We start from the raw sequence: 20808 nt of genomic DNA, 5'->3' as shown, positions 1-20808 counted from the left end.
ACTCACATGGCACGTCTCCAACAACACTATCGCGAAAAGATCGCGAAAGACCTGACGGAAAAGTTCGGCTACAAGTCGCCGATGCAGGTCCCCCGTCTCACCAAGATCACCCTGAACATGGGTGTGGGTGAAGCAGTCGCCGACAAGAAGGTTCTCGACAACGCTGTCGCCGACCTGACCAAGATCGCCGGCCAGAAGCCCGTGGTCACCAAGTCGAAGAAGGCTATCGCGGGTTTCAAGATCCGCGAAAACCAGCCGATCGGCTGCATGGTCACGCTGCGTGGCGTGCAGATGTATGAGTTCCTGGACCGTTTCGTGACCATCGCGCTGCCGCGTGTTCGCGACTTCCGCGGCATCTCCGGCCGTGCGTTCGATGGCCGTGGCAACTACAACATCGGCGTCAAGGAACAGATCATTTTCCCTGAGATCGAGTACGACAAGGTCGATGCCCTGCGCGGTCTCAATATCAGCATCACGACGACGGCCAAGACCGACGAAGAAGCCAAGGCGCTTCTCGCTGGCTTCCGTTTCCCGTTCAAGAACTGAGGCGAACATGGCTAAACAATCTTTGATCCAACGCGAACTCAAGCGTGACAAGCTGGTTGCCAAGTTCGCTGCGAAGCACGCAGAACTGAAGGCAGCTTCCAACGACCTGAAGAAGAGCGACGAAGAGCGCGCAGCTGCCCGCCTGGGCCTGCAAAAGCTTCCGCGCAACGCGAACCCGACCCGTCAGCGCAACCGTTGCGCCATCACCGGTCGTCCGCGTGGCACCTTCCGTCAATTCGGTCTGGCCCGCGCCAAGATCCGCGAACTGGCTTTCAATGGCGACATCCCCGGTGTCACCAAGGCCAGCTGGTAAGCCAGGCAGGAGCAAACAACATGAGCATGAGTGATCCCATTGCCGACCTGCTGACGCGTATCCGTAACGCGCAGATGGTGGCGAAGCCCACCGTGTCGGTCCCGTCTTCCAAGGTGAAGATCGCGATCGCACAAGTCCTGAAGGACGAGGGCTACATCGACGGCTTCCAGGTCAAGACCGAAGCCGGCAAGAGCGAACTTGAAATCGTCCTGAAGTACTACGCTGGCCGTCCGGTCATCGAGCGCATCGAGCGCGTGAGCCGTCCTGGCCTGCGTGTCTACAAGGCCAGTGCTTCCATTCCGCAAGTCCAGAACGGCCTCGGCGTTGCGATCGTCACGACCCCCCAGGGCGTGATGACCGACCGCAAGGCTCGCGCCACCGGTGTCGGCGGCGAAGTTCTGTGCTACGTCGCCTAACCGAGACATCGAGGAGTCACTGAAATGTCCCGAGTAGGAAAAATGCCGATCACCATCCCCGCAGGCGTGGATGTGTCGATCAAGGAAGACCAGATCAGCGTCAAGGGCACGGGCGGCACGCTCAACCTTGCACGCAACCCCCTGGTCAAGGTCGTCAGCAATGACGGCAAGCTGAACTTCGAACCGGCCAACGAATCGCGTGAAGCGAATGCGATGAGCGGCACGATCCGTCAGCTGGTGAACAACATGGTGGTTGGCGTGACCAAGGGCTTCGAGAAGAAGCTCAACCTGGTCGGCGTCGGCTACAAGGCCGCAGCGTCCAACAACAAGTTGAACCTGCAGGTCGGTTATTCGCACCCGGTCAACATCGACATGCCGCAAGGCATCACGGTGGCCACCGCGACCCCGACCGAAATCGTGATCAAGGGTGCTGACCGTCAGCGCGTTGGTCAAATCGCCGCTGAGATCCGCGCTGTTCGTCCGCCTGAGCCTTACAAGGGCAAGGGCATCCGTTATTCGGACGAGAAGATCGTGATCAAAGAGACCAAGAAGAAGTAAGGGGCAGCAAAATGATGTTGACCAAAAAAGCACAGCGTCTTCGCCGCTCGCGCCAGACCCGCATCCGCATCGCGACGCAGGGCGTGGCCCGTCTGACGGTGAACCGCACCAACCTGCACATCTATGCCACCGTCATCTCCGACGACGGCACCAAGGTGATTGCAACCGCATCGACGGCAGAAGCCGAAATGCGTACCTCGCTCGGCGGTTCGGGCAAGGGCGGCAACGCCGCTGCAGCCACCGCCGTCGGCAAGCGCATCGCTGAAAAGGCGAAGGCTGCCGGCGTCGAGAAGGTCGCCTTCGACCGCGCAGGTTTTGCGTACCACGGCCGCGTCAAGGCGCTGGCCGAGGCGGCTCGCGAAGCCGGTCTGCAGTTCTAACCGGACACGAGATTCAAAATGGCAAAGATTCAAGCAAGAACGCAGAACGAAGGCCCTGAAGACGGTTTGCGCGAGAAGATGATCGCGATCAACCGCGTCACCAAGGTGGTGAAGGGTGGTCGTATCCTCGGTTTCGCAGCACTCACCGTGGTGGGCGACGGCGAAGGCCGCGTCGGCATGGGCAAGGGCAAGTCGAAGGAAGTGCCTGCTGCAGTGCAGAAGGCAATGGAAGAAGCCCGTCGCAACCTGGCCAAGATCTCGATCAAGAACGGCACGCTGCATCACCGCGTGACGGGTCACCATGGCGCCGCTTCGGTTGTCATGATCCCCGCCCCGAAGGGTACCGGCATCATCGCCGGTGGCCCGATGCGCGCCGTGTTCGAAGTCATGGGCATCACCGACATCGTGGCCAAGAGCCATGGTTCGTCGAACCCCTACAACATGGTTCGCGCCACGCTCGATGGGTTGAAGAACTCGACGACCGCGTCCGCAGTGGCTGCCAAGCGTGGCCTGACCGTCGAAGAAATCTTCGCTTAAGCGCAAGCCTGAAAGAAGCATTCAAATGACGACGCAACAACAAACCCTCAAGGTGCAATTGGTCAAGAGCCCAATTGGCACCAAGGAATCGCATCGCGCGACCGTGCGTGGCCTCGGCCTGCGCAAGCTCAACAGCGTGAGCGAGCTGCAAGACACCCCGGCGGTGCGCGGCATGATCAACAAGATCAGTTATCTGGTCAAAGTTCTGTAAGAGAGACTGATATGGAACTCAATGGCATCAAGCCGGCAGCCGGCGCCAAGCACGCCAAGCGCCGCGTTGGCCGCGGTATCGGCTCGGGCATCGGCAAGACCGCAGGTCGCGGTCACAAGGGCCAGAAGTCGCGCGCTGGTGGCTTCCACAAGGTTGGTTTCGAAGGCGGCCAAATGCCGCTGCAACGTCGCCTGCCCAAGCGTGGTTTCAAGTCGCACCTGCTGAAGTTCAACGCCGAAGTCACGCTGACTGCCCTCGAGCAGCTCGGCCTGGCCGAAGTGGATGTCCTGGCGCTGAAGCAAGCCGGCCTCGTGGGCCAGCTCGCCAAGGTCGTCAAGATCATCAAGACCGGTGAACTCACCAAGGCCGTCAAGCTGACGGGCGTGGGTGCAACGGCTGGCGCCAAGGCTGCGATCGAAGCAGCCGGCGGCAGCATCGCCTGATCACCCTCGGACTGAAAGAAGTTCTTCGTGGCAACTAACGCGGCAACGATCGCAAAAACAGGCAAGTTCGGCGACCTCCGTCGTCGGCTCGTCTTTTTGCTGCTCGCGCTCGTGGTCTACCGGATTGGCGCGCACATTCCTGTGCCGGGTATCAACCCGGACCAGTTGGCAGCGTTGTTCCAGGGCCAGCAGGGCGGCATTCTGAGCCTGTTCAACATGTTCTCGGGCGGGGCGCTGTCGCGCTTCACCGTGTTCGCGTTGGGGATCATGCCGTACATCTCGGCGTCGATCATCATGCAGCTGATGACCTACGTGCTTCCGACCTTCGAGCAATTGAAGAAGGAAGGCGAGGCCGGCCGCCGCAAGATCACGCAGTACACGCGCTATGGCGCGCTCGGTCTGGCTCTGTTCCAGTCGTTCAGCATCGCAGTGGCCCTCGAGTCGTCAGCTGGTCTGGTGATCGCCCCCGGTTTTGGCTTCCGCCTGACGGCCATGGTGAGCCTGACGGCAGGTTCGATGTTCCTGATGTGGCTCGGCGAGCAGATCACCGAACGCGGCTTGGGCAACGGCATCTCGATCCTGATCTTTGCGGGTATCGCGGCAGGTTTGCCGAGCGCCGTGGCGGGTCTGGGTTCGCTGGTGACCACCGGTGCGATGAACCCGATCGTTGCGCTCTTCATCATCGCGGTGGTGGTCCTCGTGACCTACTTCGTGGTGTTCGTCGAACGCGGCCAGCGCAAGATCCTCGTGAACTATGCGCGGCGCCAGGTTGGCAACAAGGTCTATGGCGGCCAGTCGTCGCACCTGCCCTTGAAGCTGAACATGGCCGGTGTGATTCCGCCGATCTTCGCTTCGTCGATCATCCTGCTGCCCGCAACGGTGGTTGGCTGGTTCAGTACCGGTGAAGGTGGCTTCCGCTGGATCAAGGACATTGCCAACGCACTGCGTCCGGGCGAGCCGATCTACGTGCTGCTGTACGCTGCCGCGATCGTTTTCTTCTGCTTCTTCTACACGGCACTCGTGTTCAACAGCAAGGAAACGGCCGACAACCTGAAGAAGAGTGGTGCATTCATTCCTGGCATTCGCCCGGGTGACCAGACCGCTCGCTATATCGACAAGATTCTGGTTCGCCTGACGTTGGCCGGCGCGGTGTACATCACCTTCGTCTGCCTGCTGCCCGAGTTCCTGATCCTGAAGTACAACGTACCGTTCTACTTCGGTGGTACCTCCCTGCTGATCATCGTGGTCGTCACGATGGACTTCATGGCCCAGGTACAAAACTACATGATGTCCCAGCAGTACGAATCGCTGCTGAAGAAGGCGAACTTCAAGACATCGTAGGGCCGTGAGTTTCAGTATTGAGAATATTGGGTGTGGGCGGTGTACCGCCACGTTAAACAGTTTTAGGAGAATGAAATGAGAGTTTCGGCTTCGGTCAAAACCATCTGCCGTAATTGCAAGGTCATCCGCCGTAAAGGTGTGGTGCGTGTGATTTGCACCGACCCGCGCCACAAGCAGCGCCAGGGTTGATTGAAGAGTATTAGAGGACGCACATGGCACGTATTGCTGGCATCAACATTCCGCCGCACAAGCACGCTGAAATCGGCCTGACCGCCATTTTCGGTATCGGTCGCACCCGCGCCCGTCAAATCTGCGAAGCGAGCGGCATCGAATATTCGAAGAAGATCAAGGATCTGACCGACGCCGATCTCGAGAAGATCCGCGATCAGATCGCTCTGTTCACGATCGAAGGCGATCTGCGTCGCGAGACGACGATGAACATCAAGCGTTTGATGGACATCGGCTGCTATCGCGGCTTCCGTCACCGTCGCGGCCTGCCGATGCGCGGCCAGCGCACGCGCACCAATGCCCGCACCCGCAAGGGTCCGCGCAAGGCTGCGCAGTCCCTGAAGAAATAAGGATAGACCAGCATGGCTAAAGCACCTGCAAACAACGCCGCACAGCGCGTTCGCAAGAAGGTTCGCAAGAACGTTGCGGACGGTATCGCCCACGTGCATGCCTCGTTCAACAACACCATCATCACGATCACCGATCGCCAGGGCAACGCCCTGTCGTGGGCTTCGTCGGGTGGCCAGGGCTTCAAGGGCTCGCGCAAGTCGACCCCGTTCGCTGCGCAGGTCGCTTCCGAAGTGGCCGGCCGTGCTGCTGTCGAACAAGGTATCAAGAACCTCGACGTCGAGATCAAGGGCCCCGGCCCCGGTCGCGAATCGTCGGTGCGCGCACTGGCTGCCCTCGGCATCCGGATCAATTCCATTGCTGACGTGACGCCTGTTCCGCACAACGGCTGCCGTCCCCAGAAGCGTCGCCGCATCTGATCGTCAGTCCGCAAGGCGCAGCCAGCTTTCGAGCGGCTGCGCATTTGTTTTTTAACTAAGCCCACCGCCATCAGCGTCTCGCCGATGGCTCCCGCAGGCAACTGCGGCAGATACACAAAGGAATACTCGTGGCACGCTACCTCGGCCCCAAGGCCAAACTTTCCCGCCGTGAAGGCACCGACCTGTTCCTGAAGAGCGCCCGCCGCTCCATTCAAGACAAGGCCAAGTTCGATTCCAAGCCCGGCCAGCACGGTCGCACTTCGGGTCAGCGCACGTCGGACTACGGTCTGCAACTGCGTGAAAAGCAGAAGGTCAAGCGCATGTACGGCGTGCTGGAAAAGCAATTCCGCCGCTACTTCGAAGAAGCCGACCGCCGCCGTGGCAACACCGGCGCCAACCTGCTGTTCATCCTCGAATCGCGCCTGGACAACGTCGTCTACCGCATGGGCTTCGGCTCGACCCGCGCTGAAGCACGTCAACTTGTGTCGCACAAGGCGATCACGGTGAACGGCCAGTCGGTCAACATCCCGTCGTACCTCGTCAAGACCGGCGACGTGATCGCCGTGCGCGACAAGTCGAAGAAGCAGACCCGCATTGCCGAAGCGCTCCAACTGGCCCAGCAAGTCGGTATTCCGGCTTGGGTCGAAGTGAACGCCGACAAGGCCGAAGGTACCTTCAAGAAGGTGCCCGATCGCGACGAATTCGCAGCCGACATCAACGAATCGCTGATCGTCGAACTCTATTCGCGTTGATTTTTTTGTTCCCGCACACCTGGCGTGTGTGGGAAACAAGTTTTTGTTGTTCACGTTCCTGCCCCGTGCTTTGCTGCGGGTCAGGTGCTTCACCAGCCTTACCGGTGTAACGAGCCGGGGGTATTGAGAGGAAGTCTGCATGCAAACCACCCTGCTGAAACCCAAGACCATCCAGGTCGAGCAACTTGCCGCCAACAAGGCCAAGGTGACGCTCGAGCCTTTCGAGCGCGGCTACGGCCACACGCTCGGCAACGCGCTGCGTCGCGTTCTGCTGTCGTCCATGGTCGGCTACTCGGCCACCGAAGTCACGATCGCTGGCGTTCTGCATGAGTACTCGTCGATCGACGGCGTGCAGGAAGATGTCGTCAACATCCTTCTGAATCTCAAGGGCGTGGTGTTCAAACTCCACAACCGCGACGAAGTCACGCTGAGCCTGCGCAAGGACGGCGAAGGCCCGGTCCTCGCATCGGACATCCAGACTCCGCACGATGTCGAGATCATCAACCCTGATCACGTGATCGCGCACCTGTCGCAAGGCGGCAAGCTCGACATGCAGATCAAGGTCGAAAAGGGTCGCGGCTACGTGCCCGGCACGATGCGCCGCTACGCCGACGAGCCGACCAAGTCGATTGGCCGCATCGTTCTCGACGCGTCTTTCTCGCCCGTCAAGCGCGTGAGCTACACGGTCGAAAGCGCCCGCGTCGAACAGCGTACCGATCTGGACAAGCTCCTGGTCGAGATCGAAACCAACGGCGCCATCACCGCTGAAGATGCGGTTCGCGCCTCGGCTAAAATCCTGGTCGAGCAGCTCGCAGTGTTCGCACAACTCGAAGGCGGCGAACTGGCTGCATTCGATGCACCGGCACCGCGCAGCGCGCAGCAATTCGATCCGATCCTGCTGCGCCCTGTCGACGAACTCGAGCTCACCGTGCGTTCGGCCAACTGCCTGAAGGCCGAAAACATCTACTACATCGGTGACCTGATCCAGCGCACTGAAAACGAGCTGCTCAAGACCCCGAACCTGGGTCGCAAGTCGCTCAACGAGATCAAGGAAGTCCTCGCTTCGCGCGGCCTGACCTTGGGTATGAAGCTTGAAAGCTGGCCGCCGGCCGGTCTCGACAAGCGTTGATTTTTGTTTTGAATTGAGCCCATGAGGGCTCGTGCCCGGGCAGTACCTGATACGGCTGCCTGTTTAATAAAGTAAAGGAAAAGCACCATGCGTCACGGACACGGACTTCGCAAACTCAACCGCACCAGCTCGCACCGCCTTGCGATGCTCCAGAACATGATGAATTCGCTCATCGAGCACGAAGTCATCAAGACCACGGTCCCCAAGGCCAAGGAACTGCGCCGCGTCATCGAACCGATGATCACGCTCGCCAAGAAGCCCACGCTCGCCAACAAGCGCCTGGCCTTCGACCGCCTGCGTGACCGCGACAGCGTCGTCAAGCTCTTCGCCGATCTGGGCCCGCGTTTCGCGGCACGTCCGGGCGGCTACACGCGCATCCTGAAAATGGGTTTCCGCGTGGGCGACAACGCGCCGATGGCGCTGGTCGAACTGGTCGATCGTCCTGAAATTAAAGAAGCAGATGCCGAGCAAGGCGCTGCTGAATAAGGTATAATTCCATCTTGCCGCGCGATGGAGCAGCCTGGTAGCTCGTTGGGCTCATAACCCAAAGGTCGCAAGTTCAAATCTTGCTCGCGCAACCAATTTAAAAGGCCCTTTGAATTTCAAAGGGCCTTTTTTCTTGGATCGGTGAATTGAATGAATCAAGCCCTCGCAATGAGGGCTTTTTTATTTCTCGGATTTCCGCGATTTCTCATCCGTGCCAGGCCGAGCATCGAATCGCGCTGCAGAAATTACCGCGGTGAAAGTGCTGCTCCTTGTCCGCGATCACGTCAGCCTTCACGTTGCCGAACGTGGTCTCCGGCTTGTGTTTGATGCCGTCGTAGAAGGCCTGGATGATGTCTTCCTTGAAGTGTTCGGTGCGTGGGTGCGCATGCACGACCTGTGTACGCTCGGCCTCGCTGTACTCCGGGTAGGTCAGTCCGAGGACGTCCATTTCGACACCGGCCGTCACCAGCGCCACGATCGGGTGCATGTGCTGCGGAATACCTGGCGTCGTATGTAGGGCGATCGCCATCCAGACCAGGTCAACATCCTGATGCGAGATCCCGTGCCCGCGCAGGAAATCCCGCGCCACATTCGCCCCATCGACTTCGAAGCGCTCGTTCGCGCTGCTGTGCGCCTGCACCAGCCCCATGTCATGGAACATCGCGCCCGCATAAAGCAGTTCCGGATCAAAGGTGAGACCGCGGCGCTTGCCGGCCAGCGCGCCGAAGTAATAGACCCGGCTGGAGTGATGAAACAGCAACGAGGGCGCAGTGTCGCGGACGACCTCGGTGATCTCGCGTGCGAGCTTGCTGTCGGGGATGCGGACCCCTTCGATAGTCGTCGTCAAAGCCATGTGGATTTCTCCCGTGAGTGTCAGAACAACTTTAGGAGTCGGCTACAGTGTCTTCAACGGACGTGAGGCGGCAATTTCTGCCATTGCGGCGCCGAAAGAGACACAGAAAACAACCATGCGCACCCCGAAGACCATCGCGATCCTCGCCATGCCTGGCGTCCAGTTGCTGGATGTCTCCGGCCCGCTCGATGTGTTCGCCGAGGCGAACGTGCAGGCGCGCGCCGACACCTACCGACTGCGCGTCGTCGCGAGCCAGCCAGGTGCGATCCGCAGTTCATCGGGTGTGCGACTCATGCCTGATGCCGTCATCGGCGAAGACATGGGGGACGAGCCAATCCACACGCTCCTGGTGGCCGGCACGCCGCATGCCGCGACAGCGGCGAGCAATCTCGACGTCACTGCATGGCTGCGCAAGCTCACGCCCAAGGCGCGCCGTTTCGGCTCTGTCTGCAGCGGTGCTTTCGTGCTGGCGCAGGCGGGATTGCTCAATGGCAGGCGGGTCACGACGCACTGGGCGGTGGCCGACCAACTCGCACAAGCGTTCCCAGCGGTGCAAGTCGATGCCGATGCCATCCATGTGCGCGACGGCCGCCTCCGCACCGCCGCCGGCGTGACCGCGGGCCTCGACCTCTCGCTCGCTCTCGTTGAAGAGGATCTGGGCCGTGAGATCGCCATGAAAGTCGCTGCCCAGCTCGTGATGTTTTTCAAGCGCCCGGGCGGCCAGATGCAGTTCAGCCGCAAGGGCGAAGCCGCGCCAACCGGCCGATCGGCCTTGCAGGAAGTGCAGCGCTGGATCGCGGCGAACCCCGCTGAGGACCACAGCGTTGCCCACCTGGCCGGACGCATGAGCCTGAGCCCGCGCCATTTCGCACGGCTGTTCACGCAAGAGGTCGGCGCCACGCCCGCAGCCTGGGTGGAGGGCATTCGCGTCTCCGCCGCGCGTCGGCTGCTCGAGGCCGGAGACGCCGCATCGAAGCAGGTGGCTGCCCAATGCGGATTTGCCGATGCCGACACCTTGCGGCGCGCGTTCCAGCGCCAGATCGGCATCACGCCGGCGGAGTACCGCAAGCGCTACGCGCACGCCGTCGGCTGACGGCATCGCGAAAGAAACGATCAGTCCGGAATGACCGCAGTGACCTCGATCTCGACCTTCGCGCGGTGCTCGACCAGCGCCGCCACCTGCACGCAGGTCATCGCCGGAAAGTTGCGCCCCATCGCATCGCGATAGACCGGACCCAGCTCGGCCAACCGGCGGCTGTATTCGTCGCGGTCCGTCACGTACCAGGTCATGCGCACCATGTGCTCCGGACCCGCGCCGCCCGCGCGCAGCACCTCGGCGATGTTGCGCAGCGCCAAGCCGCACTGATCGATGAAGTCGTCCGACTCGAATTGCTGCTGCGCATTCCAGCCGATCTGGCCACCAACGAACAGCATGGTGCCGCGCGCGGCGACACCGTTCGCATAGCCCTTGGGAGGCAACCAGCCCTCGGGCTGCAGGAGTTTATTGATCATGGTGTGCTGTTGAGTTGTCTCAGTTTGAATCGCTGGAGCTTGCCGGTCTCGGTGCGCGGAAGCACCGTCACGAACTCGATTTCCCGCGGGTATTTGAAAGGCGCGATGGTGGCCTTCACATGGTCCTGCAGCGCCTTCACGAGGGCCGCATCGCCTTCGTTGCCGGGCTTGAGCACGCAGAAGGCTTTAACGATCATCCCGCGGTCGGCATCGGGCTTGCCGATCACGCCGCACTCGGCCACCGCGGGGTGCTTGAGCAGCGCGTCCTCGACCTCTGGACCGCCGACGTTGTAGCCGGCCGTGATGATCATGTCGTCGGCGCGCGCCTGGTAGAAGAAGTAGCCGTCGTCGTCCTGCACGAACGAATCGCCGGGGTAGTTCCAGCCGTTCTTCACGTAGTCGGACTGGCGCGGATCGTCCAGGTACCGGCAGCCGACCGGCCCTTGCAGCGCCAGCTTGCCGACGGTGCCATGCGGAACTTCGTTGCCCTTGTCGTCCACCACCTTCGCGGTGAAGCCGGGGACCGCCTTGCCGACCGCGCCCTTACGCACCTCGCTGCCCGCCGCGGAGATGTAGATGTGGAACACCTCGGTGCCGCCGATGCCGTCGAGCATCTCGATGCCGGTGGCTTCCTTCCAGAGCTGGCGCGTCGCATCGGGCAGCGCCTCGCCCGCGCTCACGCTGATGCGCAAGCTCGGCATGCCGTGCTGCTTCACGAACGGCGCCATCTGGCGGTAGAACGTGGGCGCCGTGTAGCAAATGGTCGCGCCGATCTCGTTGATGAGCTTCACCAGGCCCTCGGGCGTGAATGGCGCATCGGCGAAGTACACCGACGCGCCGGCCCACATCGGGAACACGAGCAGGCCGCCGAGTCCGAAGGTGAAAGCCAGCGGCGGCGAACCCACCACGATGTCGTCGCTGCGCGCCTTGAGCACGTGTCGCGGCCAGGTCTCGCACATCGCGAGCACATCGCGGTGCGTGGTGACGGGCGCCTTGGGCTTGCCCGTGGTGCCCGATGTGAACGCGAGCAATGCGATGTCATCGGCCGCCGTGGGACACGCCGTGAAGACGCCACTCTTGCCGGCAGCGCGCGCGGAGAGCGAGTCCGCCGCATCAGGCTTGTTGAATGCGATCACCGTCGCGAGCACCGGATGCTCCTTCTGCGCAGTCATCAATTCGTCGAGTAGCCGGCCGTCGCACAGCGCTGCAACGGGACGCGCCTTCTCGATGATCTCGCCGAGTTCCTTCGCGCGCAGCAACGGCATCGTCGCCACCGCGATCAAGCCGGCCTTCACCACGGCGAGCCACGCGAGCGCCATCGCCACCGAGTTGCCGCCGCGCAGCAGCACGCGGTTGCCGGGCACGAGCCCGAGGTCTTCGGTCAGCACCTGCGCGATGCGATTGACTTCGACCGCGGCCTGCTTGTACGTGAGCGTGCCGGTCGGCGAGCGCAGCATCGGCTTGTCGCCGAAGCCCTTGGCATCCGCCTTGTCCAGCAACTGCTCCACGAGGTTCAGTTGGTCGGGCAACTGCAGCTCGGGCAGGTCATAGCGAAACACCGGCAACTGCTCGGCAGGCGGCAGGCGGTCGTGAACGAAGCGGTCGACTTGGGCAGACACGGTATTTATCCCCGCAGAACGGATTTGCCAATGATCAGTTGTTGAACTTCCGTCGCGCCTTCATAGATGCGCAGCGAGCGGATGTCGCGGTAGAGGCTTTCAATCTTCGTGCCAACCTTCACGCCGAGGCCGCCATGCATCTGCAATGCCATGTCGATCACGCGGCTCGCGTTTTCGGTGGCACACATCTTGGCCATCGCAGCCGCGGCCGACACATCGCCGACTGCCGCTGCGCCGCGTTGCTCGGCGTCGTCGCGCATCCATGCGGCGCGATAGGTGAGCAGTGCGGCGCTGTCGATCAGCGCGGCCATCTCGCCGAGCTTGGCCTGCGTGAGCTGGAAGTCGGCGAGCGTCTGGCCGAACATGCGGCGGCCCTTCGCATGCGCGATGGCTTCGGCGAGCGCGCGGCGGCCCATGCCGAGTGCTGCGGCCGCCACCGATGCGCGGAAGATATCGAGCGTGCGCATCGCGAGCTTGAAGCCGCCGTTGAGTTCGCCGAGTTGCGCGGTGCGCGGCACGACGCAGTTCTCGAAACGCAGCGTGGCGAGCGGGTGCGGCGCCATCACATCGATGTGCTCGGAGGTGTCGAGGCCGGGCGTGGTCGCGTCGACGATGAAGACGGTGATGCCGCGCGTGCCGCCGGTCGGATCGGTCTTTGCGAACACGCAGTAGAAGTCGGCGATGCCGCCGTTGCTGATCCAGGTTTTCGTGCCGTTCAGCAGCCAGCCGTCGGCCGTGGGTTCTGCGCGCATGGCCATCGCGGCCACGTCCGAGCCCGCATCTGGTTCGCTCAGCGCGAATGCCGCAATCTTGTCGCCTTTGCCAACGGCGGTGAGGTACTGCGATTGCTGCTCCGGTGTTCCAGCGAGCGTGATCGCACCGCTGCCCAGCCCCTGCATCGCAAAGGCGAAGTCGGCCAGCGGCGAGTGATAGCCGAGCGTCTCGCGCAGCAGCACCAGCGCACGTGAATCGAGGCGCTCCAGCGCACCGCCCGCGCTGCCGGGCACGGCATAGCGAAGCCAGCCGCCATCGCCGAGGCGGCGCACCCATTCGCGGCAGGCCGCACGGTCATCGCGCTCATCGATCTCTTGCGCGGCGCACCAAGGCAACAGGTCACGTGCGAGTGCGCGATGGGCTTCATCGAAGAAGGGCAGCGCGAGGTGCGCTGTCGAAGGCGGTGCGGGGATCTTCGTCATCATGGCTTCAGTCCCCACCGAACACGGGCTTGCGCTTGGCCGCGAAGGCTTCGTAGGCACGCTTGAAGTCTTCGGTCTGCATGCAGATCGCCTGCGCCTGCGCTTCGGCCTCGATCGCCTGGTCGATGGTCATCGACCATTCCTGCGCCAGCATCGTCTTGGTCATGCCGTGCGCGAAGCTCGGGCCTTCGGCCAGCTCGCGCGCCATCTTGGCGGCGGCTTCGAGCAGTGCATCGCTTTCGTGCAGCGCATTGAAGAAGCCCCAGGCGTGGCCTTCCTGCGCCGTCATTGCGCGGCCGGTGAAGAGCAGTTCCGATGCACGGCCCTGGCCGATCACGCGCGGCAGCAGCGCGCAGGCGCCCATGTCCGCGCCGGCAAGGCCCACGCGGGTGAAGAGGAACGCGGTGCGCGTGGCGGGCGAGCCGTAGCGCAGGTCGCAGGCCAGCGCGATCATCGCGCCGGCACCGGCGCACACGCCGTCGATGGCGCCCACGATGGGTTGCGGGCAGGCACGGATCGCCTTCACCAGGTCGCCCGTCATGCGCGTGAACTCCAGCAGCTCGGGCATGCGCATGCCGGTGAGCGGGCCGATGATCTCGTGCACGTCGCCACCCGAGCAGAAGTTGCCGCCCGCGCCGGTCACGACGATGGCCTTCACGTCGGTCGCGTAGTTCAACGCGCGGAACAGGTCGCGCAGCTCGGCGTACGAGTCGAAGGTGAGCGGGTTCTTGCGCTCGGGGCGGTTCAGCGTGACGGTGCCGACACCGGCCTCGTAGCTCCATGCGAAGTGCTCTGCCTTGTAGGCTGCCTTCGCTTCGAATTGCGCGCGCATGGGATTGCCTGCGCCGATGTAATGCTTCATTCGGTCTCCGCCATCGATTGGTTGTGTGAGTGCTGCTTGACCTTGCCAAGCAGCTTGTGCAGTTGCGTGATCTCTTTGCCGCTGAGGCCCGCGAAGGCCCCGACGATCCAGTCTTCGTGCTGTTGCGCCATGTCGTTGAAGAGCTTGCGTCCGCGCGCGGTGAGGCGCACGCGCCAGGCGCGCCGGTCGCCTTCGACATTGATGCGCTCGACCAGCCCCTCGGTCACGAGCTGGTCGGTGATGCCGGTGACGTTGCCGCCGGTCACCATCATCCGGCGCGAGAGTTCGTTCATCTTGAGGCCCTCGGGCGAGCGCTCGAGTTGCGACATCAGGTCGAAGCGCGGCAGCGTGGTCGCGAACTGGGAGCGCAGTTCGTTGCGCACCTGCTTCTCGATGAGCTGGGTGCAGGTGAGCAACCGCAGCCAGAGCCGCAAGGCTTCCGGGTGTTCGCTGTGTGCGCGCGCTTCGAGGTCCATGTCAATGCGTCTCCTCGGTGTTCTGCGCCGCCACCGCAGCGTTCGCGGCCGCGGCCATCTGCTGTTGCTTCGCGATCTCGCGGTACATCTGGTCGCGGCCGCTCAGGTACTGCTTGGGCCAATCGACATCACGGCTCTGCAGCTTGGCGGCTTCGTGCAGCGTCCAGGCCGGGTCCGCCAGATGCGGACGAGCGATGGCGCACAAGTCGGCGCGACCGGCGGCAATGATGCTGTTGGCCTGGTCCGCATCGGTGATCGCGCCCACCGCGATGGTTGCGATGCCGACCTCGTTGCGGATGCGGTCTGAAAACGGCGTCTGGTACATGCGGCCGTAGACCGGCTTGGCGGCGCGCGTGGTCTGGCCCGACGACACGTCGATGAAATCGGCGCCGGCCTCCTTGAAGAGACGCGCGACGATGACCGCATCCGCATCGGTGTTGCCGCCAGGTACCCAGTCGTGCGCGGAAATGCGCACGCTCATCGGCTTGTCTTCCGGCCACACGGCGCGCATCGCGCGAAACACTTCGAGCGGGTAGCGGCAGCGCGCTTCGACGTCGCCGTTGTACTCGTCGGTGCGCTGGTTGGTGAGCGGGCTGATGAAGGCCGACAGCAGGTAGCCGTGCGCGCAGTGCAGCTCGAGCCAGTCGAAGCCGCATTCGACGGCGCGGCGAGTCGAATCGACGAACTGGTCGCGCAGCGTGTCCATTTCGGCGCGCGTGATGGCGGCGGGCAACTGGTTCTGTTCGCCATAGGGCAGAGCGCTGGCGCCGAGCACCGGCCAGTTACCGTCTTCGAGCGGCTCGTCGGTGCCTTCCCAGCCGACGCGCGTCGAGCCCTTGGGGCCGCTGTGGCCGAGCTGCATCGCGATCTTCGCGCTCGACTGGCTGTGCACGAAATCGACGATGCGCTTGAAGGCCGCTTGTTGCGTGTCGTTGTAGAGGCCGGTGCAGGCCGGCGTGATGCGGCCCTCGGGCGTCGGGCTCGTCATTTCGACGAACACCATCGCGGCGCCGCCGAGCGCGCGCGCGCCCAGGTGTACCAGCAGGAAATCTTGCGGCACGCCATCGACCGCGCTGTAAGTGGCCATCGGCGAAACCAGGATGCGGTTCTTGAGCGTGAGCCCGCGCACCTTGTACGGCATGAGCATCGGCGCCATCGCCTTGCCGCCCGCGAGCCATTGCTCGTAGCCGCCGAGCCATTGCGTGTCGCGCACGCGCAGGTTCTCGTGGCTGATGCGCTGGGAGCGGGTGAGCAGCGAGTAGGCGAACTGCTCGATTTGCATGCCGGTGTAGCGCGGCACGTTCTCGAACCATTCGGTCGAGTTGCGCGCGGCGTTCTGGATCTTCAGCACTTCGACGCTGCGGCGTGCTTCGTAGCCTTCGAGCACATGGTCGAGCGTGCCGCCCTGTTCGAATTCGTTCGCGAGGTCGATGGCATCTTCGAGCGCGAGCTTGGTGCCCGAGCCGATCGAGAAGTGCGCCGTGTGCGCCGCGTCGCCCATCAGCACCACGGGGACCGAGCGGCCTTCGACGTCGATGCGGTGCGTCCAGCGTTCGCACACCACGCGCGGAAAGCGGATCCAGTTGGCCGAGCCGCGCAGGTGCGTGGCGTTGCTGATGAGCGAGTGGCCGCCCAGGTACTTGGCGAAGAGCTTCTCGCAGAAGGCGACGGCCTCGGGCTGCTCCATCTGGTCGAGGCCGTGGGCCTTCCACACCGCTTCGGGCGTCTCGACGATGAAGGTCGAGGTCTTGTCGTCGAACTGGTAGGCATGCGCCTGGAACCAGCCGTGCTCGGTTTCCTCGAAGGCGAAGGTGAAAGCGTCGAAGGTCTGATGCGTGCCGAGCCACACGAAGCGGCAATTTCGCAGGTCGACATCGGGCTTGAACACATCGGCGTAGCGCTGGCGGATGCGGCTGTTGAGGCCGTCGCTTGCGATGACGAGGTCGGCCTTGTATTGCGCGGCGATCGCTTGATCGTCGGTGGCGTCGGTCTCGAACACGAGATCCACGCCCAGCGCGAGGCAGCGTTCCTGAAGGATGTTCAGCAGGCGCTTGCGTCCGATGCCGCAGAAGCCGTGGCCGCCCGAGCGCACCTGGCGGCCCTTGAAGAAGACCTGGATGTCGTCCCAGTGATGGAACTCGTTGCCGATCAGCGCCGCGGTCTCGGCATCGGCCGCCTTGAGGTTGCCCAGCGTCTGGTCGCTCAGCACCACACCCCAGCCGAAGGTGTCGAAGGGCCGGTTGCGCTCCACCACCGTGATCTGCAGCGCGGGGTTGCGCGCCTTCATCAACAGCGCGAAATACAAGCCCGCCGGACCGCCGCCGATGCACAGGATGCGCTGGAGGTCCGAGGCGGGAGCGGATTGAAGCGGGCTGAGGCTGTTCATGATTGAATAGTTTAGGCATAAACGATTTGCTGTCAATCCGGGTTTGGTAACGCCCGCGATGGCCCCGCGGCGGGACCGCGCGGCAGGGATGCAAACACTTGCAAAAATCAATACCATCGGCCCCATGCAACACTTGATACCCAAGATCGAGTCGCAGCTGGCTTCGCTGCCTGTCCCCATCGCGCTGGAACTGCCGGATGGCCGGCGCGTAGCCCAGGCGGGGGCCCGCGTCACGCTGGCCTTCAAGGAGTGGACGGTGCTGGCCAAGCTGGCCGCCCGGCAGGTGGGGGCCATCGGAGAGGCGTACGTCGAGGGCAAGGTGCAGATCGAAGGCGCCATGCGCGACCTGATCGATGCCACCGTCGGCATGCTCCCCGGCAACCCGGCCGAAACCGACACCGGCTGGTGGAGCCGCCTGCAGCACCGGGCCAAGTCGCATGGCTCGCATTCGCTGCGCAAGGACGCGGCGCAGATCGAGTTCCACTACGACGTCTCCGACGACTTCTACGCGCTCTGGCTCGATGCGCGCCGCGTCTATTCATGCGCCTACTTCCGCACGCCCGAGCTCACGTTGGCAGAAGCGCAGGAAGCCAAGCTCGACCACATCTGCAAGAAGCTCATGCTGCAGCCGGGCGAGCGCTACCTGGACATCGGCTCGGGCTGGGGCGCGCTCCTGTTGTGGGCGGCCGAGCACTACGGCGTCGATGCGACCGGCATCACGCTGTCGAAGAACCAGCATGCCTATGTGCAGCGCCTCATCGAAGAAAAGGGCCTGCAGGGCCGTGTGCGGGTCGAGCTGCGCGACTACCGCGAACTCTCGGCCGATCAGCCTTTCGACAAGATTTCCTCGGTCGGCATGTTCGAACATGTGGGCGCGGCCAACATGCCGACCTACTTCCGCAAGATCCATTCGCTCCTGAAGCCCGGCGGCATGGTCATGAACCACGGCATCACCTCGGGCGAACTCAACTACCGCCAGCTCGGCGCGGGCATGGGCGATTTCATCGAGAAGTACATCTTCCCCGGCGGCGAGCTGCTGCACGTGACGCATGTGCTGCGCGAGACGGCGGCCGCGGGCCTGGAGATGGTCGACACCGAGAGCCTGCGCCCGCACTATGCGCGCACGCTCTGGGCCTGGTCCGACGCGCTCGAGGCGCAGCTCGATGCGGCGCGCGAGGTGCTGCAGCGCAGCGGCGGCCGCCAGGCCGAGAACGCCGAGCGCGTGCTGCGCGCCTACCGCCTGTACCTCGCAGGCTCGGCCATGAGTTTCGAGCAGGGATGGATCTCCTTGCACCAGATGTTGTCGACAAAGCCTGACGGCGATGTAGGGCGCGCAGGCGTCTTGCGCGGCGCGCAATCGGTGTACCCTTTTGCCCGTGACTACATCTACAACAAGTGAGTGAACACAACCATGCTCTATCGTTTCAAGTCCCGGGCCGCTCCTGATTTCGTGATGCTCGAAGTCCATGCGCGCCAGCTGCTCGACATCGTCGGCAAGTCCCCGGCGCCGCAAGGCATCATCACGGTCGAGCAGATTCCTGCGGCCATCGCCGCGCTCGAGGCCGCACTGGCGCGCGAGGGCAGCAACAGCCACAACAACGACGACTACGCCGTCGAAGGCCACACCAGCGAGGCCGAGAAGCAGCATGTCGGACTGCACCAGCGTGCAGCCCCCCTGCTTCACATGCTCAAGGACTCGCAGGCCGACAACAAGGATGTGACCTGGAGCACCTGAAGCAGGTCGTCGTCAGTCGACCTTTGCGCCGGAGTCCTTGACGACCTTCGCCCACTTCACGTGCTCGCTCGCAATGAGCTTCGTGAAGTCGGCCGGCGAATTGCCGCTCGGGATCGCACCCTGCGCGAGCATCTTTTCCTTGATGGCGGGCGTGCCGAGCGACTTGGCCACTTCCTGCTGAATCCGGTTCACGATTTCGGGCGAGGTGCCGGCCGGCGCCAGCAAGCCGAACCATGAACTCGCCTCGAATCCCTGGAGCGTCGGGCCGCCCGCTTCCTCCACCGTCGGAAGGTCGGGCAACGCCGGCGAACGCTGCGCGCTGGTCACCGCCAGCGCGGTCAGCTTGCCGCCCTTGATCTGCGCCATCGACGAAGGCAGGTTGTCGAACATCACGTCGGCGTTGCCGCCCACCATGTCCAAGAGCGCCGGGCCCGAACCCTTGTACGGAATGTGCGCCATGAACGTGCCCGTCATGCTCTTGAAGAGTTCGCCCGCCAGGTGGATCGAGGTGCCGCTGCCGCTCGATGCCATGTTCAGCTTGCCGGGGTTGGCCTTGGCGTACTTGATGAAGTCCTGCACGTTGTGGATGTTCAGTGCCTTGGCCTTGTCGGCGTTCATCTCCATCACGTTCGGCACGGCCGCCACCAGCGTGATCGGCGCGAAGTCCTTGATCGGATCGAAGGGCAGCTTGGGGTATAGCGCCCGGTTGATGCCGTGCGTGCCCACCGTGCCCATCAGCAGCGTGTAGCCGTCGTTCGGCGCACGCGCCACGATTTCGGCGCCCACGTTGCCGCCCGCGCCCGCGCGGTTGTCCACGATGAACTGCTGGCCGAAGGCCTTGGAGAGCTCGGGCGCGACGGCGCGCGCCAGGATGTCGGTGGTGCCGCCGGCCGCGAAGGGCACGACGATGCGCACCGGCTTGGTCGGCCAGGTGCCTTGGGCCCAAGAAGTGGCAGGCGCCATCAGTGCAATGGCAGCCGCGGCCGACGCCGTCAGCGCGGCCCGGCGATTCGTTTTGAAAGATAAGTTCATGCGCGTCTTTTTACAGGCGAACCGGCCCCGCCGCCGCGAGTGAAAACCCCGGGAATCGATGCGTTCAGGCCACCTGCATCCGCTCGGCGAAGCGCTCGCGGCGAAAGCGCTCCAGCACGAAGTCGACGAACACGCGCGTCTTGGGCGGCAACAGCTTCTTGCTCGGGTAGTAGAGCCACACCACGCCCGCGTCGAAATGCCATTCGGGCAGCAGCCGCACCAGCTCACCGCTGCGAAGGCCCCGCTCGACGAAAGGCATCGGCAGCATCGCCACGCCCAGTCCCAGCAGCGCGGCGTGGGCGATGGCCTCGGGGTCGTTGAAGATCGCGCGCGGCCGCGGCAGCTCCACCGTGGCCTGCTGGCCGCCCGAGTGCTGCAGCGTCCAGCTGCGCAGCCGGCCGGTGGGCGAGGAGCGTCGCAGCAGCGCGTCGAAGCCCGCCAGGTCGGCGGGCTGCGCGGGCGGCGCGCGTCCCGCCATGTAGGCCGGCGAAGCCACGGCGACCACGTGGATGCGCGACAGCTCGCGCGCCACCACGCCGGGCGACAGATCGATGCCGCCGCCGATGGCCGCATCGAAGCCTTCGCCGACCAGGTCCACCTGCTGGTTGTCGAAGTGCCAGTCGGGAAGGATCGACGGATAGCGCGCGAGAAAGTCGCCCATCATCGGCAGCACATGCTCGCGCCCGAAGGCCTGGCCCATGCTCACTTTCAGCGTGCCGGCGGGCTGGCCGTCGTCCTTGGCCAAGCCCGCCACCGCCTCCTGCAGCGTCGCGAGCGGCCCGCCGATCTGCGCCAGGAAGCGCTCCCCGCCCTCGGTCAACGTGAGCCGGCGCGTGCTGCGCTGGAACAGCCGCACGCCCAGCCGCGCTTCGAGCCGCGCGACGTTCTTGCTGACCGCCGCCGGCGTGAGCCCGAGGCGCCGCGCGGCGGCCGAGAAGCTGCCGCTCTCGGCGCTTTGCACGAAGGATTCGAGGTGATTGAGCGGTTCCATGCGTTCATTTTCGACCTCATCTTCAACTTTGGGTTGAAT

General features: G+C 63.6%; 27 protein-coding genes and 1 tRNA gene. 19 read left to right on the top strand and 9 right to left on the bottom strand.

Features of this window, described 5'->3' with window-relative positions; translation table 11 throughout:
- The first annotated feature begins 6 nt into the window (after positions 1 to 6).
- The 16 genes from rplE to VARPA_RS28725 all read left to right on the top strand — a co-directional run bounded on the left by rplE (position 7) and on the right by VARPA_RS28725 (position 8202).
- The gene (gene rplE, locus VARPA_RS28795) at positions 7 to 546 is read left to right on the top strand and encodes a 50S ribosomal protein L5 (RefSeq protein ID WP_013544114.1); all 540 of its coding nucleotides are present in this window, start codon (positions 7 to 9) and stop codon (positions 544 to 546) included.
- A gap of 7 nt (positions 547 to 553) precedes the next feature.
- Positions 554 to 859, top strand: a complete 306-nt coding sequence (gene rpsN, locus VARPA_RS28790; RefSeq protein WP_013544113.1) for a 30S ribosomal protein S14 — start codon at positions 554 to 556, stop codon at positions 857 to 859.
- Positions 860 to 879: 20 nt separating this feature from the next.
- Entirely contained in the window at positions 880 to 1275 is a 396-nt protein-coding gene (gene rpsH / locus VARPA_RS28785) for a 30S ribosomal protein S8 (RefSeq protein WP_013544112.1), read from the top strand.
- A gap of 24 nt (positions 1276 to 1299) precedes the next feature.
- Positions 1300 to 1833: a 50S ribosomal protein L6 gene (gene rplF, locus VARPA_RS28780; RefSeq protein ID WP_013544111.1), complete on the top strand. Its 534-nt coding sequence runs from the start codon at positions 1300 to 1302 to the stop codon at positions 1831 to 1833.
- A 14-nt stretch (positions 1834 to 1847) separates the two neighbouring features.
- Positions 1848 to 2213, top strand: coding sequence for a 50S ribosomal protein L18 (rplR, locus tag VARPA_RS28775; protein WP_041944073.1), 366 nt, complete (start codon positions 1848 to 1850; stop codon positions 2211 to 2213).
- Between the two features lie 18 nt (positions 2214 to 2231).
- The gene (gene rpsE, locus VARPA_RS28770) at positions 2232 to 2750 is read left to right on the top strand and encodes a 30S ribosomal protein S5 (protein WP_013544109.1); all 519 of its coding nucleotides are present in this window, start codon (positions 2232 to 2234) and stop codon (positions 2748 to 2750) included.
- A 25-nt stretch (positions 2751 to 2775) separates the two neighbouring features.
- Positions 2776 to 2961, top strand: coding sequence for a 50S ribosomal protein L30 (gene rpmD, locus VARPA_RS28765; RefSeq protein ID WP_009124818.1), 186 nt, complete (start codon positions 2776 to 2778; stop codon positions 2959 to 2961).
- A gap of 11 nt (positions 2962 to 2972) precedes the next feature.
- A complete protein-coding gene (rplO, locus tag VARPA_RS28760) occupies positions 2973 to 3404 on the top strand; it encodes a 50S ribosomal protein L15 (RefSeq protein ID WP_013544108.1) in 432 nt (143 codons plus the stop codon).
- A 27-nt stretch (positions 3405 to 3431) separates the two neighbouring features.
- Positions 3432 to 4745 carry a preprotein translocase subunit SecY gene (secY, locus tag VARPA_RS28755; protein WP_013544107.1) on the top strand — a complete coding sequence of 438 codons (1314 nt, stop codon included), beginning with the start codon at positions 3432 to 3434 and terminating at the stop codon, positions 4743 to 4745.
- 75 nt (positions 4746 to 4820) lie between these two features.
- Positions 4821 to 4934 (top strand): 50S ribosomal protein L36, encoded by a 114-nt coding sequence (rpmJ, locus tag VARPA_RS30885; RefSeq protein WP_013544106.1) that lies wholly within the window; start codon positions 4821 to 4823, stop codon positions 4932 to 4934.
- Positions 4935 to 4957: 23 nt separating this feature from the next.
- Positions 4958 to 5323, top strand: a complete 366-nt coding sequence (gene rpsM / locus VARPA_RS28750; protein WP_013544105.1) for a 30S ribosomal protein S13 — start codon at positions 4958 to 4960, stop codon at positions 5321 to 5323.
- Between the two features lie 12 nt (positions 5324 to 5335).
- Entirely contained in the window at positions 5336 to 5740 is a 405-nt protein-coding gene (rpsK, locus tag VARPA_RS28745; RefSeq protein ID WP_009124825.1) for a 30S ribosomal protein S11, read from the top strand.
- A 128-nt stretch (positions 5741 to 5868) separates the two neighbouring features.
- Positions 5869 to 6492 (top strand): 30S ribosomal protein S4, encoded by a 624-nt coding sequence (gene rpsD / locus VARPA_RS28740; RefSeq protein WP_013544104.1) that lies wholly within the window; start codon positions 5869 to 5871, stop codon positions 6490 to 6492.
- Between the two features lie 139 nt (positions 6493 to 6631).
- Complete coding sequence (locus VARPA_RS28735; protein WP_009124827.1) at positions 6632 to 7621, top strand: DNA-directed RNA polymerase subunit alpha; 990 nt, start codon at positions 6632 to 6634, stop codon at positions 7619 to 7621.
- A gap of 87 nt (positions 7622 to 7708) precedes the next feature.
- Positions 7709 to 8107, top strand: coding sequence for a 50S ribosomal protein L17 (gene rplQ / locus VARPA_RS28730; protein WP_013544103.1), 399 nt, complete (start codon positions 7709 to 7711; stop codon positions 8105 to 8107).
- An 18-nt stretch (positions 8108 to 8125) separates the two neighbouring features.
- Positions 8126 to 8202 (top strand) — tRNA-Met (locus VARPA_RS28725).
- Positions 8203 to 8312: 110 nt separating this feature from the next.
- On the opposite strand, the gene VARPA_RS28720 is transcribed toward VARPA_RS28725, so the two are convergent.
- On the bottom strand, positions 8313 to 8960 hold the full coding sequence (locus tag VARPA_RS28720; RefSeq protein WP_013544102.1) for an HD domain-containing protein: 648 nt from the start codon (positions 8958 to 8960) through the stop codon (positions 8313 to 8315).
- A gap of 115 nt (positions 8961 to 9075) precedes the next feature.
- Between VARPA_RS28720 and VARPA_RS28715 the strand changes: the two genes are divergently transcribed.
- Positions 9076 to 10053, top strand: a complete 978-nt coding sequence (locus tag VARPA_RS28715; protein ID WP_013544101.1) for a GlxA family transcriptional regulator — start codon at positions 9076 to 9078, stop codon at positions 10051 to 10053.
- Between the two features lie 20 nt (positions 10054 to 10073).
- On the opposite strand, the gene VARPA_RS28710 is transcribed toward VARPA_RS28715, so the two are convergent.
- The 6 genes from VARPA_RS28710 to VARPA_RS28685 are packed head-to-tail and all read right to left on the bottom strand — an operon-like array spanning position 10074 to position 17011.
- Positions 10074 to 10472, bottom strand: coding sequence for a RidA family protein (locus tag VARPA_RS28710; RefSeq protein ID WP_013544100.1), 399 nt, complete (start codon positions 10470 to 10472; stop codon positions 10074 to 10076).
- Positions 10469 to 12091, bottom strand: a complete 1623-nt coding sequence (locus tag VARPA_RS28705; RefSeq protein ID WP_013544099.1) for an AMP-binding protein — start codon at positions 12089 to 12091, stop codon at positions 10469 to 10471. The genes VARPA_RS28710 and VARPA_RS28705 overlap by 4 nt, the downstream gene beginning before the upstream one ends.
- Before the next feature lie 5 nt (positions 12092 to 12096).
- Positions 12097 to 13290 carry an acyl-CoA dehydrogenase family protein gene (locus VARPA_RS28700; protein ID WP_013544098.1) on the bottom strand — a complete coding sequence of 398 codons (1194 nt, stop codon included), beginning with the start codon at positions 13288 to 13290 and terminating at the stop codon, positions 12097 to 12099.
- Positions 13291 to 13294: 4 nt separating this feature from the next.
- On the bottom strand, positions 13295 to 14149 hold the full coding sequence (locus tag VARPA_RS28695) for an enoyl-CoA hydratase family protein (protein ID WP_013544097.1): 855 nt from the start codon (positions 14147 to 14149) through the stop codon (positions 13295 to 13297).
- Entirely contained in the window at positions 14146 to 14625 is a 480-nt protein-coding gene (locus VARPA_RS28690; protein WP_013544096.1) for a MarR family winged helix-turn-helix transcriptional regulator, read from the bottom strand. Before VARPA_RS28690 ends, VARPA_RS28695 begins: the two co-directional genes overlap by 4 nt.
- Position 14626: 1 nt before the next feature.
- Entirely contained in the window at positions 14627 to 17011 is a 2385-nt protein-coding gene (locus tag VARPA_RS28685; protein ID WP_013544095.1) for a bifunctional salicylyl-CoA 5-hydroxylase/oxidoreductase, read from the bottom strand.
- Between the two features lie 124 nt (positions 17012 to 17135).
- Between VARPA_RS28685 and VARPA_RS28680 the strand changes: the two genes are divergently transcribed.
- Positions 17136 to 18410 carry an SAM-dependent methyltransferase gene (locus tag VARPA_RS28680; RefSeq protein WP_013544094.1) on the top strand — a complete coding sequence of 425 codons (1275 nt, stop codon included), beginning with the start codon at positions 17136 to 17138 and terminating at the stop codon, positions 18408 to 18410.
- A gap of 12 nt (positions 18411 to 18422) precedes the next feature.
- Positions 18423 to 18746, top strand: a complete 324-nt coding sequence (locus VARPA_RS28675; protein ID WP_013544093.1) for a DUF1840 domain-containing protein — start codon at positions 18423 to 18425, stop codon at positions 18744 to 18746.
- 12 nt (positions 18747 to 18758) lie between these two features.
- On the opposite strand, the gene VARPA_RS28670 is transcribed toward VARPA_RS28675, so the two are convergent.
- Positions 18759 to 19778 (bottom strand): Bug family tripartite tricarboxylate transporter substrate binding protein, encoded by a 1020-nt coding sequence (locus VARPA_RS28670; RefSeq protein ID WP_013544092.1) that lies wholly within the window; start codon positions 19776 to 19778, stop codon positions 18759 to 18761.
- A 64-nt stretch (positions 19779 to 19842) separates the two neighbouring features.
- Positions 19843 to 20769, bottom strand: a complete 927-nt coding sequence (locus VARPA_RS28665) for a LysR family transcriptional regulator (protein ID WP_013544091.1) — start codon at positions 20767 to 20769, stop codon at positions 19843 to 19845.
- Positions 20770 to 20808: the final 39 nt, after the last annotated feature.

Source organism: Variovorax paradoxus EPS, assembly GCF_000184745.1.
Classification (GTDB): Bacteria; Pseudomonadota; Gammaproteobacteria; order Burkholderiales; family Burkholderiaceae_C; genus Variovorax; species Variovorax paradoxus_C.
The sequence above is the reverse complement of the archived record's forward strand: the minus strand, read 5'-3'. Positions and strand labels throughout refer to the sequence as shown.

Coding starts and splice junctions, on each gene's coding strand:
- VARPA_RS28680 (WP_013544094.1), top strand. CDS start 17,136: ATGCAACACTTGATACCCAAGATCGAGTCGCAGCTGGCTTCGCTGCCT.
- rplO (WP_013544108.1), top strand. CDS start 2,973: ATGGAACTCAATGGCATCAAGCCGGCAGCCGGCGCCAAGCACGCCAAG.
- VARPA_RS28695 (WP_013544097.1), bottom strand. CDS start 14,149: ATGAAGCATTACATCGGCGCAGGCAATCCCATGCGCGCGCAATTCGAA.
- VARPA_RS28710 (WP_013544100.1), bottom strand. CDS start 10,472: ATGATCAATAAACTCCTGCAGCCCGAGGGCTGGTTGCCTCCCAAGGGC.
- rpsK (WP_009124825.1), top strand. CDS start 5,336: ATGGCTAAAGCACCTGCAAACAACGCCGCACAGCGCGTTCGCAAGAAG.
- VARPA_RS28675 (WP_013544093.1), top strand. CDS start 18,423: ATGCTCTATCGTTTCAAGTCCCGGGCCGCTCCTGATTTCGTGATGCTC.
- VARPA_RS28670 (WP_013544092.1), bottom strand. CDS start 19,778: ATGAACTTATCTTTCAAAACGAATCGCCGGGCCGCGCTGACGGCGTCG.
- rpsE (WP_013544109.1), top strand. CDS start 2,232: ATGGCAAAGATTCAAGCAAGAACGCAGAACGAAGGCCCTGAAGACGGT.
- VARPA_RS28700 (WP_013544098.1), bottom strand. CDS start 13,290: ATGATGACGAAGATCCCCGCACCGCCTTCGACAGCGCACCTCGCGCTG.
- rpsN (WP_013544113.1), top strand. CDS start 554: ATGGCTAAACAATCTTTGATCCAACGCGAACTCAAGCGTGACAAGCTG.
- VARPA_RS28685 (WP_013544095.1), bottom strand. CDS start 17,011: ATGAACAGCCTCAGCCCGCTTCAATCCGCTCCCGCCTCGGACCTCCAG.
- VARPA_RS28665 (WP_013544091.1), bottom strand. CDS start 20,769: ATGGAACCGCTCAATCACCTCGAATCCTTCGTGCAAAGCGCCGAGAGC.
- rpsM (WP_013544105.1), top strand. CDS start 4,958: ATGGCACGTATTGCTGGCATCAACATTCCGCCGCACAAGCACGCTGAA.
- rpmD (WP_009124818.1), top strand. CDS start 2,776: ATGACGACGCAACAACAAACCCTCAAGGTGCAATTGGTCAAGAGCCCA.
- rplR (WP_041944073.1), top strand. CDS start 1,848: ATGTTGACCAAAAAAGCACAGCGTCTTCGCCGCTCGCGCCAGACCCGC.
- rpmJ (WP_013544106.1), top strand. CDS start 4,821: ATGAGAGTTTCGGCTTCGGTCAAAACCATCTGCCGTAATTGCAAGGTC.
- rpsH (WP_013544112.1), top strand. CDS start 880: ATGAGCATGAGTGATCCCATTGCCGACCTGCTGACGCGTATCCGTAAC.
- VARPA_RS28715 (WP_013544101.1), top strand. CDS start 9,076: ATGCGCACCCCGAAGACCATCGCGATCCTCGCCATGCCTGGCGTCCAG.
- rplE (WP_013544114.1), top strand. CDS start 7: ATGGCACGTCTCCAACAACACTATCGCGAAAAGATCGCGAAAGACCTG.
- VARPA_RS28720 (WP_013544102.1), bottom strand. CDS start 8,960: ATGGCTTTGACGACGACTATCGAAGGGGTCCGCATCCCCGACAGCAAG.
- rplF (WP_013544111.1), top strand. CDS start 1,300: ATGTCCCGAGTAGGAAAAATGCCGATCACCATCCCCGCAGGCGTGGAT.
- rplQ (WP_013544103.1), top strand. CDS start 7,709: ATGCGTCACGGACACGGACTTCGCAAACTCAACCGCACCAGCTCGCAC.
- VARPA_RS28735 (WP_009124827.1), top strand. CDS start 6,632: ATGCAAACCACCCTGCTGAAACCCAAGACCATCCAGGTCGAGCAACTT.
- VARPA_RS28690 (WP_013544096.1), bottom strand. CDS start 14,625: ATGGACCTCGAAGCGCGCGCACACAGCGAACACCCGGAAGCCTTGCGG.